This is a genomic window from Paraliomyxa miuraensis, assembly GCF_026337845.1.
In the GTDB taxonomy this organism is placed as follows: Bacteria; Myxococcota_A; Polyangia; order Nannocystales; family Nannocystaceae; genus Paraliomyxa; species Paraliomyxa miuraensis.
This window is the reverse complement of sequence record NZ_JAOVZF010000138.1, coordinates 1-15,921: the sequence shown is the minus strand read 5'-3', so window position 1 is coordinate 15,921 and position 15,921 is coordinate 1. Positions and strand designations below refer to the sequence as shown.

Annotated in this window: 11 protein-coding genes; 4 read left to right on the top strand and 7 right to left on the bottom strand. The window is 70.0% G+C overall.

Translation table 11 applies throughout. The annotated features are described in order from the left end of the window. Nucleotides 1-22: 22 nt before the first annotated feature. The gene (locus tag OEB96_RS06990; RefSeq protein WP_266214675.1) at nucleotides 23-637 is read right to left on the bottom strand and encodes a methyltransferase family protein; all 615 of its coding nucleotides are present in this window, start codon (nucleotides 635-637) and stop codon (nucleotides 23-25) included. Between the two features lie 53 nt (nucleotides 638-690). Here OEB96_RS06990 and OEB96_RS06985 point away from each other — a divergent pair, with 53 nt between their 5' ends. Further along, nucleotides 691-1,308, top strand: coding sequence for a TetR/AcrR family transcriptional regulator (locus tag OEB96_RS06985; protein ID WP_266214674.1), 618 nt, complete (start codon nucleotides 691-693; stop codon nucleotides 1,306-1,308). A 17-nt stretch (nucleotides 1,309-1,325) separates the two neighbouring features. Here the strand turns inward: OEB96_RS06985 and OEB96_RS06980 are convergent, their stop codons facing one another. The 4 genes from OEB96_RS06980 to OEB96_RS06965 form a co-directional block, all read right to left on the bottom strand. Then, on the bottom strand, nucleotides 1,326-1,592 hold the full coding sequence (locus OEB96_RS06980) for a hypothetical protein (RefSeq protein WP_266214673.1): 267 nt from the start codon (nucleotides 1,590-1,592) through the stop codon (nucleotides 1,326-1,328). An 18-nt stretch (nucleotides 1,593-1,610) separates the two neighbouring features. Beyond that, the gene (locus OEB96_RS06975; protein WP_266214672.1) at nucleotides 1,611-4,418 is read right to left on the bottom strand and encodes a serine/threonine-protein kinase; all 2,808 of its coding nucleotides are present in this window, start codon (nucleotides 4,416-4,418) and stop codon (nucleotides 1,611-1,613) included. Nucleotides 4,419-4,493: 75 nt separating this feature from the next. Then, nucleotides 4,494-7,478 carry a tetratricopeptide repeat-containing serine/threonine-protein kinase gene (locus tag OEB96_RS06970; RefSeq protein ID WP_266214671.1) on the bottom strand — a complete coding sequence of 995 codons (2,985 nt, stop codon included), beginning with the start codon at nucleotides 7,476-7,478 and terminating at the stop codon, nucleotides 4,494-4,496. A 22-nt stretch (nucleotides 7,479-7,500) separates the two neighbouring features. After that, nucleotides 7,501-8,661 (bottom strand): hypothetical protein, encoded by a 1,161-nt coding sequence (locus OEB96_RS06965; RefSeq protein ID WP_266214670.1) that lies wholly within the window; start codon nucleotides 8,659-8,661, stop codon nucleotides 7,501-7,503. A gap of 105 nt (nucleotides 8,662-8,766) precedes the next feature. Between OEB96_RS06965 and OEB96_RS06960 the strand changes: the two genes are divergently transcribed. Beyond that, nucleotides 8,767-10,137: an NHL repeat-containing protein gene (locus tag OEB96_RS06960; RefSeq protein WP_266214669.1), complete on the top strand. Its 1,371-nt coding sequence runs from the start codon at nucleotides 8,767-8,769 to the stop codon at nucleotides 10,135-10,137. A gap of 33 nt (nucleotides 10,138-10,170) precedes the next feature. Here OEB96_RS06960 and hutI read toward each other — a convergent pair whose 3' ends face one another. Next, complete coding sequence (gene hutI, locus OEB96_RS06955) at nucleotides 10,171-11,424, bottom strand: imidazolonepropionase (protein ID WP_266214668.1); 1,254 nt, start codon at nucleotides 11,422-11,424, stop codon at nucleotides 10,171-10,173. A 198-nt stretch (nucleotides 11,425-11,622) separates the two neighbouring features. Between hutI and OEB96_RS06950 the strand changes: the two genes are divergently transcribed. Further along, nucleotides 11,623-12,717: an Rpn family recombination-promoting nuclease/putative transposase gene (locus OEB96_RS06950; RefSeq protein ID WP_266214667.1), complete on the top strand. Its 1,095-nt coding sequence runs from the start codon at nucleotides 11,623-11,625 to the stop codon at nucleotides 12,715-12,717. A 55-nt stretch (nucleotides 12,718-12,772) separates the two neighbouring features. On the opposite strand, the gene hutU is transcribed toward OEB96_RS06950, so the two are convergent. Further along, nucleotides 12,773-14,437 (bottom strand): urocanate hydratase, encoded by a 1,665-nt coding sequence (gene hutU / locus OEB96_RS06945; protein WP_266214666.1) that lies wholly within the window; start codon nucleotides 14,435-14,437, stop codon nucleotides 12,773-12,775. A 360-nt stretch (nucleotides 14,438-14,797) separates the two neighbouring features. Between hutU and OEB96_RS06940 the strand changes: the two genes are divergently transcribed. Next, a complete protein-coding gene (locus tag OEB96_RS06940) occupies nucleotides 14,798-15,844 on the top strand; it encodes a vWA domain-containing protein (RefSeq protein ID WP_266214665.1) in 1,047 nt (348 codons plus the stop codon). Nucleotides 15,845-15,921: the final 77 nt, after the last annotated feature.

Sequence of the window (15,921 nt, the reverse complement as noted above, 5' to 3'; positions counted from 1 at the left end):
ATTCGCAGAGGGCGTCGAACGTTCAGTGGATGGGACCAAGGCCTTGGCCCAGCCAGGGGAGGAACCGACCCGTGCGGGTCGCGTAGGCGAGGTAGCGCGAGCCGTGGATCTTCGACAGGTGCGGTTCCTCCACTACGCGCACCTGCAGCTCTAGGCCGAGCCACAGCGCGAGCCAGGCGGGCGCGGCCAGAGGAATCCAGGCGACGAGGCCGAGCGCGGCGACCAACATGCCCGTGAAGATCGGGTTGCGGCACCACGCGAACGGACCGTGGGTACGCAGCTCGGTGCGCTCGCCGTCTCGAACTCCGATTCTCCATGCATCACCCATCGCGAGCTGGGCGATCACGGTGATCGCGAACCCGATGAGGAACAGCATGCCGCCCAGGCCCATGCGCACGTGACCAACAGGAGCAGCGGGCAGCAGCAGCGCGCCCACCGGGGCGATCACGAGGCCGAGACCGCCGATCGCCACCAGCACGCCCGCCCACCACGATGCGCTACCGGGCCGGCCATGCAGGCCACGCCAGCCGGTGGATCCGGTGCGATGCCACTGGAGGACGCTGCGGCCGACGAAGGCGACGACGGCGTACAGGGCCAGGGCGCCGAGTGCTACGCTCGATGAGATGTCGGTGCTCATGGTCTGAAGCGTGACCGCGACCGCCCGACCCGACGACTCGGATTCCCGCTCCCGTGGCCGACGCCCAAAAGTCCCCCACGCGCCGTCGCAAGCCCGTTCAGGCGCGATCGCAGCAGACGGTCGCCGCCATCCTCGAGGCGGCGGCTCGGATCTTCGAGCGCGGCAGCGCCACCACCAACGCCATCGCGCGGCTGGCCGGGGTCTCGATCGGATCGCTCTACGAGTACTTCCCCAACAAGGACGCGATCCTCGAGTCGCTGGTCGACCGGCACGTGGCCGACGCGGTGGCGCGGCTGCAGCGAGAGCTGCGGGCGCATCCTCCCCAGAGCACGCCGCTCGACCAAGGCGTGCGGCGCTTGGTGGCGCTGATGCTCGAGCTGCATGCGGACCGGCCGGGGCTCCACCGGACGCTGGTGGGATGGGCGATGGGGATGCCCGCGGTGCAGCGTCGGCTGCTCGAGGCCGAGGGCCGCATGCGCGAGCCGATCGTGGCGTGGCTGCGGGCACACCCCGAGGTGCGGGTACCCGATGTGACGGTGGCCGGTCGCGTGGTCACGCAGGGGACCGATGCGCTGGTGCATCGCTACGTGGAGGATGACGAGGGCATCGAGCCCGACGTGTTCGAGACGGAGGTGACCCGGCTATGGGTGGGGTATCTGCAAGGTGGGTGAGCACGAGCGCATCGTACTCATGACCGCGCCGGCCTCAGCGGTCGCGTCATCGCTCCGCACTCGTTGCACAGCGGCGGCTCGCGCAAGATCCCGATCACCGGGCCCGCGCCGAGCATGTAGATCATGAGCAAGGGCAGCATCACTGCGAAGTCCGACGCGATGATCGGCAGCGCGGGGATGAACGGGACGATGAGCAGCGGGTAGAGCCTCACGAGCTTGCGTGCCTTGGGGTTGCGGTGGGTCGCCTCGACGTCCGCCTGACACCGCTCGCAGTGGGCGTGCATGGTGTCGACAGCATACGCTCAGGGTGGGGCCGGGGCGACCTCGGCGAGCCACTGCGAGAGCTCCTGCTCGAGCGCGGGCTCCAGCCCGACCGCGTCGCGGACCTGGTCTCGGAGCCGTTGGGCGAGCGCCAGCGCGCGGTCGCCGGGCCACAGCGCACGGGCCAGCTCGTACGTGGCCTCGAGGCATACGTTGGGCTCGACCGCCACTGCGTGGCCCTCGCACAGAGCCAGCGCCCGCTCGCTGGCGGCCGCGGCGGCGCCCGGGTCGCCGGCACGGCGAGACGCCGACCCCAGCAGCACCAGGGCATGCCCCAGGTACGGGTGCTCGGGCGCATGGGAGTCGAGCAGCGCGACCGCTCGCTGGGCCAGGGCGCGCGCGTCCTCGTGCTGGCCCCTTCGCAGCACCACCAGGCCCAGGTTGACCAGCGCGGCGATGACTCGAACGTCGTGCTCGTCCAGCGCAGCCTGGTAGAGCGTCAGCGCCTCGCGGTGGTGGGCCTCGGCCTTCGCGTGGTCGCCCCGCGCTTCTTCGAAGGCCCCGAGATTGTTGAGCGAGGTCGCGATCCGCAGATCGTCGGGATCGAACGTCCGCCGGCGCAGGGCGAGCGCTTGCTCCTGCCACACGATCGCTTGTTCGAAGCGACCCAGCCGCGCCTCGGCGAGCGCGATGTTGTCGATCGCGTCGGCCCGGGAAGGATGCTCCTCGCCCAGCGCCCGCGTCCAGAGCTCGAGCGCGGCGCGCTGGTGCTCGAGCGAGCCCTCGTAGTCGCCCGCGGCCGCCAGCGCGGCCCCGAGGTTCGACAGCGCCAGCGCGATCGAGGGCTGCGCGTCGCTCATGTGCTCGCGAAACAGCGCCAGCGCGCGGCGATAGGACTCCTGCGCGGGCTCCGGTCGGCCGAGGCCCAGGTACATCGCACCCAGGGCGGTCTCGATCGCCGCCTCGGCGAAGGGCTCGCCCCCGCGTCGCTCGATGCTGGTTCGCGAGTGCCGAGCCCACTGCAGGGCCTTGGCCTCGTCGAGCTGCCGCGAGCCCGCCAGCCACACGAGCTGGGCGGCGATCTGGGCCGCGAGCGCATCGAGCTCGTGCTCGTGGGCCAACCAATAGCCCTCCGTCAGTATGCGCTCGGCCTCCTCGAGCTCGTCGGTCGACTCGAGCGCGGTGCCCAGGGCCCGCAGTGCCACCGCGCGCAGCGGCGGCCAGTCGGCGGCGTCGGCTTCGGCCATCACCGCGCGGGCCTGCTCGAGTGCCCTACGCTCGCGGCCCACCTCCAGCAACAGATCGACTCGAACCACCGCTTGCTCCTGGCGCTCCCATGCCGCGGCGAGCTCGGGGCTGGGCGGTGTTGGTTCGTCGCCCGCGGCCGTGGCCGGGTCGAGGCACGCCAGAGGCGAGCGCAGCGACGAGGCCAGGGAGACCGCTCGATCGACCAGCGTCGGGTCGGCCTCCTCGAGGGTGGCGATCAGGCCCTCGAGGCGAGCGAGCCGACGATCGAGGCACGCCATGCGTCCATCGGCCCCCTCGTCGGGGGGGCGGTGATCCTCGCAGAGCGTCCGATGGGTCGCCCTCCATTCCTCCGCGTAGTCGTCGATCTTCGTGTGCGTACGACGCCAGGTGTCCTCGGCGTAGCTTCGCCCGGTGGCGGAGAAGGCCCGGGCCAGCGCGTCCTGGCGCTCGGTGCTCCACAGGCGCGCGAGCCGGGCCTCGCCGCTCTGGCACCGATCGCCCGTGCCTCCCGAGCGCTCCACCACCGCGAGACCTCCGGCGAGCACGACCGCGCTGGCCAGCCCCAACCACGCCCACTGCGGTACGCGAGCGGGCGGATCGAGCTGGCCCAGCAACGCGGCCATGCTGGGCCAGCGTTCGCTCGGATCGGCCTGCAGTCCCCGGAGGATCGCCCGGCGTACCGCGGGGCGCAGTCCCTTGCGCGAGGGCAGCTCTCGGATCCGCATCGCATGCTTGGCCCGACCCAGCTCCACGCTGGTCGTGCCCGAGAACGGCCGGTGACCGGCCAGCGCCTCGAACAACGCCACGCAGAACGCAAACTGATCGGTGCGCGCATCCGTGCTGCCGCCCATGTGTTGCTCGAGCGCCATGTAGGCCGGCGTGCCCAGCACGATCCCGGTGCGGGTGATCGGTCCCAGGTCATCGTCTTGGGTGACGAGCTGGGGCTCGCCGTCGAGGGTGTGCGGCGACGGTCCGTGCCCTGCGTCGCTGGGCCCGGTTCCGTGGGGATCGAGCGACTCGGCGTGCGGCCCCTGGCCCTGGCCCTCCACTGCGCGCGCGAGCCCGAAGTCGGTCACGCGTACGCGACCGTCGTTGCCCACCAGCACGTTGTCGGGCTTGAAGTCGCGGTGGACCAGGCCCTTGTCGTGCGCGGCTCGCAGGCCCCGGCCCGCTTGCACGAACACGCCGAGGATCTCCGCGGTGGTGCGCGACTGCTCGCGGAGCCAGCGGGCGAGGGTGCGGCCCTCCACCAGCTCCATGGCCACGAACACCTGTGAGTCCACCTCGCCCACGTCGAACACCTCGACCACGTTGGGATGCACCACGTTGGCCATCGCCCGCGCCTCTCGGATCATGCGCTGGCGGCCGCGCTCGGTCGGCGATCGGCTCACGTCGGCTCGCAGCAGCTTGAGCGCCACTGCGCGATCGAGGCGCGGATCGTGGGCACGGTAGACCACACCCATACCCCCCTCGCCGAGGCGCTCGAGCGGGACGTAGGGTCCGATCGCACGGGGCATCGCGGCCGAGGGCTCCACGTCCCAGGCCCGGTCGAGCGTGAACCCATGGATGGTGGGCGCGTCGGGATGGGAGGGCTCGGACATCGCCGCAGCCACGAGAGCATCGCATGGGTCACCCACCGGAAGGGTGCCTGCTCGGGCCGAAGGCACGAGCGGGTGCTACGGGGCGGTCGTTCCCCGGGTGGGTCCGCGAGCGGTGGTGGGCTCTCGGCCCGCGCGCCAGGCCAGGATCCGTTCGCGGAGCTCTCGCTCGTGGTCGGCGTCGCCCAGCGTGGCCGCCAGGCGAGCCGCCTCGCGCGCGTTGGCCAGGGCATGGTTGCGGGCCCGGCGGCCCTTGGTCCACTGCGCTCGCGCGAGCACGAAGCGCAGCGAGGCGGTACGGAAGGTCTGGCCTTGGCCCTCGGGCAGGCTCTCCAGCGCTCGCAGCGCGTGGTTGCTCGCTTCGTCGGGGCGCCCTTGCGCGAGCGCCACCTCGGCCAGTAGCTCGTGTACTCGGACGATCCGTGCTGCGGGTGCGTCGGGCAGGGCGTGCAGGGTGGAGAGCGCCTTCCGCAGGCTCGCGTCGCTCTCCTCGAAGCGCTCCAGCCGTCGGAGCAGGTCTCCGAGGTCGATGAGCGCCTTCGTCGTCTCGGGATGCGTGCCGAGGTCGAGCACCTCGAGCTCGTGCACCGCCCTGGTCAAGTGCTGCGCCGCGTGCTCGAGCTCGTCGGCTCGTTGCTCGACGTAGGCGAGGTTGATGAGCGCACGGCATCGATTGAGCGGCTGGACGTCGAGCTGCTCGAGGATTTCCAGGGCTCGTCGTGCGGCCACCTCGGCCTCCCCCAGACGGTCGCTCTCCGCCAGCATGACCGAGAGATTGGAGAGGCCATTGCTGAGGGACACGTGCTCGGGCCCGAACGCAGCCTCCAGGATGGCCAGCGAGCGTTGCGCCATGGCGATCGCTCGGTCTCGGTGGGGGCCTTGGAAGTAGAGCGCGGTCGAGAGGTTGCGAAGCGCTTGCGCCACGTACGGGTGGCTCGAGCCCAGGGCACTCTCGACCTTCGCCAGCCCACGCTCCTGGACCTCGATGGATTCGTCGATCCGGTCCAGCTTGCGCAGGGCGATGCCGATGTTGCCGAGCGTGTTGGCGCTCCGAAGCTCGTGTGCGTCGACCTCGGGCTCGAGCGCCGCGAGCGCGCGCTCGAGTTCGCCCAGCGCCTCCTCGTACTTCCCACGCTCCAGCAAGACCAGGCCCAGGCTGTTGTGATAGGCGTTGCGGATCGCGGGGGTCGTGTCCGGTCCGAGCTCGGCTTCGGCGTGCCTGGCCCAGTCCAGGCCTCCGTCATGGTTCTGTCGATCGACACCCACGATCTTCATCAGGCGAATGGCCGCTCCCTGGGCCAGCTCGTGGGAGCCGCTCTCCTGCGCCAGGAAGTACGCCTGCTCCATCAGCTGCTGGGCCAGCTCCGAGGCACCGCGTTCCTCCTGGATCTTCCCCAGGGAGATCAGCGCGCGAGCCAGCAGTGGCGCATGATCCAGCGCTCGCGCGGCATCGACGGCTCGTTCCGCCTCGGCCAGCGCATCGTCGTAGCGGCCCGATCGTACGAGCGCATCGATGCGCTCGACGACTCGTACGAGCGCGTCGTACCGGGAGGCGAGCCGTCGCTCCGCGAATCTGGACGGCCTGATCAGCGCAGGGTCGAGGTCCGTCTCGAGGCACGCCTCGGCCGGCCGCAGTTCGGTGACCGCCTCCACCGCTTGCTCGACCACTCCTGCGTCGGCCCGGGAGAAGATCTCCACCTGTGTTCCCAGTGCACCGTGCAAGCGATCGAGGCACGCCATGCGTTGGTCGAGCAACTGTGCGTCCTCGTGTCCCGCCTCGCACGCCGTGGCGAAGGCCGCGGCCCAGCGCGCCGCATGGTCATCCAGAGCCGGCTCCACGCGCTCCCACGTCTGGGCGGCGTAGCTCCGCCCCGTGGCCGCGAACGCCTGTTGCACGACCGTGCGCTGCGACGGCCCCCAGACCTCGGCCAGCTTGGCCTCCGCGCCCGAGCATGCGAGCGACGGCTCCTGCCTCGACGGTTCGAGCAGCACCCATGCGCTGGCCATGAGCGCCAGACCGGCGGCCGTGCTCACGGCGATCCATCGTCGCCACCGCATCGGTGGCCCGGTGTCCCGCAGCTCTCTCAGCAATGCGTCCATCGAGGGCCACCGCGCCGCTGGATCGGTGGCCAGCCCACGCAGCACGGCCGCGCGCACCCGGGCCGGAACGTCGGGGCGCTCGGGTGGCTGACGGGCCCGACCGAACAGGATGTTGTGCACCAGCTCTTCCATCCGTAGCTCGTCCACGAACGGGTGCTGGTGGTAGAGCGCCGCGTAGAGCGCGACGCAGAAGCCAAATTGATCGCTCTTGGCCGTGACCGGCTCGGTTCCCAGCTGTTCGGGCGACATGAAGGCAGGTGTGCCCATCATCGCGCCCGCATGGGTCAGGTCGTGGGCCCACACACGGGACAGCACCTCACCGGTAGCCGAAGTCGGAGCGGCCGTTTGCTCGCCCGAGAGCAGCTCGGCGCTGGCTCGCGCCAGGCCGAAGTCGAGCACGCGCATCCGGCCGTCGGTACCCACGAGGACGTTGCTCGGCTTGAAGTCGCGGTGCACGAACCCGGCCTCGTGGGCCGCGGCCAGGCCTCGGCCGGCCTGCACGAACGCGTCGAGGATCCGAGGCACGCTGCGGGGTTCCTCCCGGAGCCAATGGTCGAGGCTCTGGCCCTCGACCAGCTCCATCACCAGGTAGGCGTGCTCGTCCACGGTCCCCACCTCGAACACGTTGACCACGTTGGGATGGCTGAGCTGGGCCAGCGCTTGACCCTCGCGCACCAGACGGAGCCGCTGGTTGCGGCCCTGGCGGCGTCCGAGCAGCTTGAGCGCGACGCGACGATCGACCAGCTCGTCATGGGCCTCGTAGACCATGCCCATGGTTCCGGCGCCGAGTCGACGGATCACCACATAGCGGCCGATGCGCTCGGGAACCACGTCGTCGGGCGACTCGCGCGCGCGGGGATCTCCATCGGCGAGGGTCTCGTCCGACGCGCTGCAGAGCGCTTCGTTCGGCTCGTCGTCGTCCGCGGTCTGCCGGAGGGCGTCGAGCCTGTCGTTGTCCGCCATGGACGATCCACTCGGCAGGATATCAGCCGTCGAGCCGCAGCACGGTGAGCGCGGCTTCGTGGAGCGCTCGCGGCTGGGGGGCGCCCGTGAGCACGCGGTCGTCGTCGTGGATCACCAACACCTGCCCGTCGCCCAGGGGGACGATGGCCTCGGCCTTGTGCGCGAAGCGAAGTCGAGAGCCGTCGGCCGCTCGTATCGGGGTGGGGGGTCGCCCGGCTTCGTAGTCGGGCAGCGGCAGGACCCATGCGTAGGCGTCGAGATCCTCGGGCCGCTCGCCCACCTCCACGCTCGTCAGCAGCAACAGGCGCTCGCGCTCTGGATCCCACTCGAGCCCGGAGAGCCCCAGCGGCCGCGCCGGGTCGGGCTCGGCCGGCGTCCACGACCAGCGCAGCTCGATCGGAGCCCCGAGCCGCTGCGGGTGCTCCGGCGACCAGCGCGTCTCCAGGATCTTCACCACGTAGTGCGGGGAGTGCCAGTGCTCACCCTCCTCGCGCACGCCCAGGAGCAAGCGGCCGTCGGGGAGCAGGGCCAGGCCCTCGATCTTGACGTGCGGGGGTCCGAGTGGAGCCTCCGTGGTCGCGAGGGCCCGGCGGATCTGGTCGCGCAGCCCCACCGAGCTGGTCACGCCATCGCGCGTGCTGGGCTCCACGATCTCGGGCACTTCCCCGGGGACCCACGACAGCAGCATGTCGTAGGGGTCGAGTGCCCCCGAGCGGGCGTCGACGCGGTCGAAGGCCGTGATCGCCAATAGGCCCTGCCCGTCGAGCCGCGCGGTGAGGCCCTCGAGCTTGCGCGGCACGAGCCAGGCTGGCTCGCTCGCGAAGTGCGTCGGGAAGAGCGGCGTGGGTCCGAGGCCCCCGCCGGTGGAGTCGTCGAGCTCGACGCTCAGCATCATCATCGGCGAACGACCCGGCAGAGGCTTGTCGTTGGCGACCCAGAGCTCCTCGCCGAGCCGCGCTGCGCCGGAGGGCTCGCAGGTGACGGCCCCACCGTCCTCGTCCCATGCTGGTTGGGTGAGGCAGGCCATGCGCGCTTCGTGGATTACGGTGGCCACGGGTCCCGCGGCGAAGGCCATGGCCACCGGGTGCGGCACGGCCTCGCGATCATCGTGCGGGCACCCGAGCCCGAGCCCTCCGCCGAGCAGGAGCGCCAGTTGCCGCGACCACGAGCCACGCAGGGACACGCCCCATCGTCGATCACCCGGGGATCGTGAGCAAACCGGCGATCGGTCGCCGGGCCGCCATGCTAGGGTGCCCAGGCGGAGCGGATTGGCAAAATGGTGAAGGACGTGCGATGGAGCCTGGTCGGGTCGCTCTTGCTGGTCGCGTGCAACGGGGCCGGCGACGATGGCGACGTGTGGAACTCGGGCACCAGCCCGGTGCCCAGTACGGGTGCGGCCGAGGCCTCGGCCGACGACACCGCGGGCACCGCGGTGATGACCAGCAGCGGCACCACCGAGGCTGCCGACGGGACCAGCAGCGACGACGGCACCAAGCTCGACGTGGGCCCGCCGGGCGGCGGTGGAGGTGGCTGCGGCTGCGAGCTCTCGTACATCTGGGTGGCCAACTCGCCCGCCGGGACCGTCTCGAAGATCAACACCGAGACCATGGTCGAGGAGGGACGCTACATCACGCGCCCCGATGGCAGCGGCGACCCCTCGCGAACCTCGGTGAACCTGGCGGGCGACGTGGCGGTGGCCAATCGCTTCGGTGGCCTGGTCAAGTTCTACGCCGAGGTCTCCGATTGCGTGGAGAGCAACGGCATGCCGGGCATCCAGACCTCCACCGGGCCGACCGACGTGCTGTCGTGGGACATGGAGGAGTGCCGGGCCTGGTACCTGCCCTTCCCCACCAGCAACCAGCGCCCGGTGGCGTGGACCGGCGGCACGGCCGGGCCCAACGACTGCGACGCCAGCGACGCACAGGTGTGGACGGTGTCGAGCACCGTGGCGGGCCTCTTCCCCGGTCTGGGCGGGCCGGGGGGCGTGACCGCCACCCTCGTCGACGGCGACGTGGGGGCGATCGTCGAGCAGGTCGACATCCCGGCCGAGGTGTTCAGCGGCGCACAGTTCGGTGCCTACGGCGGCGCGGTCGATGCGGCGGGCAACCTCTACTTCGTGGGCCTGGGGACGTTCTCTCCCGGCGTGCTGGTGCGCGTGCGCAAGGACGACCTGGGCGTCGATACCTGGCCGATTCCCCAGGGGGTGTCGAGCTATGGCATCACCGTCGATCACGACGGCAACCCGTGGATCTCGAGCACGCTGGGCTCGGGCGCAGCCCGCTTCCACCCCGACACCGCCACCTGGGACGTGATCCAGGGCTTTTGGGGCGGCAGCGGCCTGGCCGAGGGCCCCGACGATCGCATGTACGTCTCCGCCGGCGGGGGCGTGTACTCGGTGGACCTCGTCACGCTCGCCACCGATCACGTGTTCGTGACCAACGAGACCGTCAAGGGCGTGGGCTTCGACGCGATGAGCGACCTGTGGGTGGTGACCTGGCTCGACGACGAGGACCCCACCCCCGAGGGCGGGGTGGCGTTCAAGATCGATCCCGACACGGGGGTGGTGATCGATTTCTACAATGGGCTCGATCACCCCTATACGTACTCGGACATGACCGGCAAGGCGCTGGGCACGGTGACCTGCCCGCCCGCGGGGTGAGCTCCGACTCCGAAGCCGCGTCGCCGAAGGCGCTCACGCCACCAGCTCGCCCGTCTGCCACACCGCGCCGACCAATGGCGAGCCGGCGTGGTAGACGAGATCACGGTAGTCCTCGGTGTCGAGCACCAACAGATCCGCGCTCTTGCCCGGGGTGATCGAGCCCACCTCGTGGTCGAGCCCGAGCGAGGCGGCCGCGTTGTGGGTGGTGGCACAGAGCGCTTGCGCCGGAGACAGGCGGTTGCCGTAGCACGCAAGGCCCAGCACCATGGCCAGGTTCTCGAGCGCACAGCTGCCTGGATTGCAGTCGGTGGCCACGGCCACGGCCACGCCCGCGGCCATCAGCGCGCGGCCATCGGCGTAGGGCTTGCCGAGCACGAGCGAGGTGCCGGGGAGCAGCGTGGCCACCACCCCGGCCTCGCGCAGGGCTCGGCGCTCGTCATCGTCGAGGTAGAGCAGGTGATCGGCCGAGGACGCGCCAAGCTCGGCCGCCAGCTTGGCGCCGCCCGTGCTCCCGAGCTCGTTGGCGTGCACCCGCAGGCCCAGCCCGAGGCCCTTGGCCCGCAGCAGCACGCGGCGCGACTCCTCGGGGGTGAACGCGCCGCGATCGCAGAACACGTCGGCGTAGTCGGCCAGGCGCTGGGCGACCACCGCGGGCAGGATCTCCTCGCACACGTGCTCGACGAACGCCTCGCGACCGCCCGGTGCCTCGCGGGCCTCCTGTGGAATCGCGTGCGCGGCCAGGCACGTGGTCTTGACGCGAAAGCCTGCGGCCCGCAGCCGCCTCGCCACGCGGAGCTGGCGAAGCTCGGTGGGTAGATCGAGGCCATAGCCGCTCTTGATCTCGAACGTGGTCGTGCCCGCCGCCCGCATGCGTCGCAGGCGAGCCAGGCTCTGGGCGTAGAGGTCGTCCTCGGCGGCGCCTCGGGTCTGACGCACGCTCGAGAGGATGCCTCCGCCCTTGGCGAAGATCTCCTCGTAGTCGGCTCCACCCAGGCGCAGCTCGAGCTCGTCGAGCCGATTGCCGGCCCACACCGCATGGGTGTGCGGATCGACCAAGGCCGGGGTGATCGTACGCCCGCGGCAATCGAACACCTCGGCGTCCTCGCGATGCGCAGTGGGAACCGCGTCGCTCGGTCCCACCCACGCGATGCGCCCGTGGTCGTCGATGGCCACGCTCCCGTCCTCGACGATCGCCAGCTCGTCCATCGCCTTGCCGGCACGCGGGCCCGCAGGACCCTGCAAGGTGACGACGGTGCGGGCGCGGTGGAGCAGGGTGCGCTTGGGCATGGGTGGGGTTGTAGCAAGGGGCAACGAACTCGTGAGCATCCTTCGATGGACCCCCGAATTCGTCATCTTTGGGCCAACATGGCCAACCCATTGGCCAAGACCCGGCCAACGGGCGGGCCACGTTCGGCGCATCGACACGCCAAGTGTTCGTGATCCTTCGACCGGCCTCCCGGTATCGAAATCGCATGGGCAGTGGGGATGCGTAGCTGTAGAGCCCCGCGAAATCATCACGACGCGTTCGCTCGCCGTGTGTTCTCTCGCAAGGAGACGGTGGCCATCTTGCTACGTCGCCTCCTGCCCACGCCCTGCCTCGAGCTCCTCGACCTCACGACGTTGCGCCTCGAGCCATCCGCTCACGTCGATCCGGAGCTTGGCACGCGATACTCCGATCGTCTGTTCTCGGTGGCACTTCGCGGAACCGGGCGCCGCATCGGGATCTACCTCGCCCTCGAGCATCAGTCCGAGCCCGAGGCCCTGATGCCCTGGCGCGAGCTGGTGTACCTCGTCGACATCTGGCGGGAGCACCTCGATGAAGCGCCAAGGTCGGTCAAGCGACTGCCGCTGATCGTGCCGATCGTCTTGCTGCAGCACCGGGCACGCTCGACCCCCACCCGTTTCTCCGAGATCCTCGACCTACCTTCCGAGGCACTTGCCGTCTTCGGACCTCCGCTCGAGCTCCGGCTGCTGGTCGATGATCTCAGTGGATCGGTCCTCGACGATCCAGATGCGAGCCAACCCACGAGGGCGTTCGTCGAGCTTGCCCGCGTGCTGCTCCACGCCTACGCCAATCCCCAGGCCCGCATCGAGCAACGCGTCGAGGAGCTCGCTCGACTGTTCGATGACTTACCGGACCCCAATGACTCAGATGACGCGAAGACGATTTGGTCCTATATCGTAGCTGCGTATGGAATCGAATCGTCCATCTTCCAGGCGATTCGCGACACCATCAGCCCAAGGAGCCGAGAGATGCTCGAGATGATCAACAACCAGTGGTTTCAGGACGGCCGTACGCAAGGCTTCGTGGACGGCCGTACGCAAGGCTTCGTGGACGGCCGTACGCAAGGCTTCGTGGACGGCCGTACGCAGGGTTTCGCGGACGGCCGTACGCAGGGCTTCGTGGAGGCGCGAGCGCGTGCCTTGCTCGACGTGCTCGAGAGTCGAGCCCTCCGCCCTTCCACCGCGTTGCGCGAGCGCGTTCTCTCCACGGCCGATCCGCAGCAGCTCGAGCGTTGGTTTCGACGGGCGCTCACGGCGGGATCCGTCGACGAGATCTTCCGCGCGCCCGAACCATGACCCCTTGATGGGCGACTCGCGCCGAGCCCAGCAAACGGGAACTCGAGCGCCCCTCTCACTCGCCCCGCAGCGTCGTCCGCCCCGGCACCCGCACCCCGTGCTGCTCGGCAAACGCCTGGGCTTGCCCGTAGCCGGCATCCACGTGCCGCACCACGCCCATGCCCGGATCGGTGGTCAGCACCCGCCGCAGCCGCCGCTCCGCGCCGTCGCTGCCGTCGGCCACCACCACCATTCCGGCGTGCAGCGCATACCCAATGCCCACGCCGCCTCCGTGGTGCACCGAGACCCACGTGGCTCCGGCCGCCGTGTTGAGCAACGCGTTGAGTACCGGCCAGTCCGCGATCGCATCCGAGCCGTCCTTCATGCCCTCGGTCTCCCGATTGGGTGAAGCCACGCTGCCGCAGTCGAGGTGGTCGCGGCCGATCACGATCGGGGCCTTCAGCTCTCCCCGCTTCACCATCTCGTTGAAGCGCAGCCCCGCCAAGTGACGCTCGCCGTAGCCCAGCCAGCAGATCCGGCACGGCAGCCCCTGGAACTCCACCTGCTCGCGTGCCAGCTCGATCCACCGCCGCAGCGCCGCCTTCTCGGGGAACAGCTCGAGGATCGCATCGTCGGTCTTGCGGATGTCCTCGGGATCCCCGGACAGCGCAGCCCAGCGAAAGGGCCCTTGCCCCTCGCAGAACAGCGGGCGGATGTAGAGCGGGATGAAGCCCTTGATCTCGAACGCATCCTCCACGCCGGCCGTCACCGCCTGGGCGCGGATGTTGTTGCCGTAGTCGAACGCGATCGCCCCTCGATCCTGCATCGCCCGCATCGCGGCCACGTGCCGGCCCATGGCCTCGACGCTGCGCCGCACGTACTGCCCGGGGTCGTCGACCCGCAGCCGCAGCGCCTCCTCCAGCGTCATGCCGTCGGGTACGTACCCATTGAGCTCGTCGTGGGCACTGGTCTGATCCGTCACCACGTCTGGGATCACCCCGCGCCGGACCAGCTCGGGCAGCACCTGCGCGCAGTTGCCCACGAGACCCACCGAGAGTGCCTCGCCCTTGCTCCGCGCCTCGTCGAGCAGCCGCAGCGCCTCGTCGAGGCTCTCGGTCGAGCGCATCAGGTACCCGGTCTCCAGCCTCCGCCGGATCCGGTGCGGGTCGACCTCGACGCAGAGGATGGCGCCCCCGTTCATGGTCGCGGCCAGCGGCTGGGCTCCCCCCATGCCCCCCAAGCCCCCCGTGACCACGAGGCGCCCGCGCAGGTCGCCGCCAAAGTGCTCGCGCGCGCACGCGGCAAAGGTCTCGTAGGTACCCTGCAAGATTCCCTGGGTACCGATGTAGATCCAGCTCCCCGCGGTCATCTGGCCGAACATGGTCAGCCCCAGCGCCTCGAGCCGGTTGAACTCGTCCCAGGTCGCCCACTTGGGGACCAGCAGGCTGTTGGCCAGCAGCACCCGCGGAGCGTCCTCGTGGGTCTTGAAGATTCCCTGCGCTCGGCCGCTCTGGACCAGCAAGGTCTCGTCGGCCTCGAGATCGCGGAGCGACGCCACGATGGTGTCGAAGTCCTGCCAGGACCGCGCCGCCTTGCCGGTACCGCCGTAGACCACCAGGTCCTGGGGGCGCTCGGCCACATCGGGGTCGAGGTTGTTCATCAGCATGCGCAGGGCGGCCTCTTGCGGCCACCCCTTGCAGGAGAGCTGCTGCCCCCGGGGGGCCCGGATCTCGCGAGACATCGGGCGGAGCCTAGCGCGGAGCGGGTAGCGGCGGGCTCGTGGGCACGCGACCGGGCTCACACCCGATGACGCTCGTCGCTCCGAGGGCGGCCTGCACGCAAACCAGGCGCGGGCGGCACTGGCAGGCGGTGCTTCGCACTCGTGGCAACCACCCCGAAGCGGCGTCGAGGCTTGCGCACTAGACGCGATTCCACCGAGATCTTGGCTCTACCAAGGCCTCCCCCTGCGTCTACCACCGTGCCGGGGCTCCCGCCTGCACTCGACCAGCCGCTCGGCAACCAACCATCGGTGCTCGACTTGCGGTAGAGTTCGCCAATACTGCTGCCGTTCGGTATTGCTGAGCTACAAGGTCGACTCGCCATGCACCACGCGTCTCGGTTGCCAATCCTCGCGCTCGCGCTCTGTCCTCTCGTCCTCGGCTGCGGAGAGCCGCTCGATCCCATGGGGGCCGAGGATTCCACGACGACGGGCATTCCGCCTGCCACCACGATGCCCACCACCACGACCACGACGACGACCGGTGAGCCCGAGACGACCACCAGCGGTCCGCCTCCGATGATGACCTCGACCGGCGAGGGCGACTCGACCACCGCGGACGACGACGGCGTGGACCCCCCCAAGTTCGACTACGGCGGCTTGCCCGACTTCATGCCGATCGAAGAGGAGTGCGGCAAGGTCGACTTCCTGTTCGTCATCGACAACTCGGGCAGCATGGGCGACGAGCAGGCCAACCTCGTGGCCAACTTCCCGGCCTTCATCAACGGCATCCAGGCCACGCTCGAGAACGTCGAGACGATCCAGGTCGGCGTGGTCACCACCGACACCTATACGTACAACATCGCGGGCTGCCAGCAGCTCTCGTCGCTGGTGGTGCAGACCGGCGGCTCCAACTCCAGCAACCAGGCGTGTGGCCCCTATGCCGAGGGCTACAACTTCATGACCGACATGGACGACTTGGTCGTGGAGTTCAGCTGTGCCGCGCAGATCGGCACCTCGGGCTCGGCCTCCGAGCGCCCCATGCAGGCGGCCGTCGAGGCGGTCACCCGGGTCCAGGGCGGCGTCGGCCAGTGCAACGAGGGCTTTATTCGCGACGACGCCCTGCTGGTGATCGTGATCATCACCGACGAGTCCGACATCAACTCCGTAGGCACCTCGATGACCTGGTACGACGACATCGTCGCAGCCAAGCTGGACATCCCCGAGAACATCGTGGTGGTGTCGCTCATCAACGTGCCGGGCAGCGCCTGCAACACCTTCGATCCCGCCAACGGGATCGCCGACTTCACCACCATGTTCGGCGACAACGGCTTCATGGCGGAGATCTGCCTGCCCGACTACGGGCCGATCTTCGACGAGGCGGTGGGCATCATCGACGTCGCCTGCGACAACTACATCCCGCCGGGCTAGCAAGAAACCGGATGTCGGAGGCTCGGTCAAGCGGCCGGGCGGAGCTCGACCTCGTAACCCAGGCCCTTGAGGCGCTG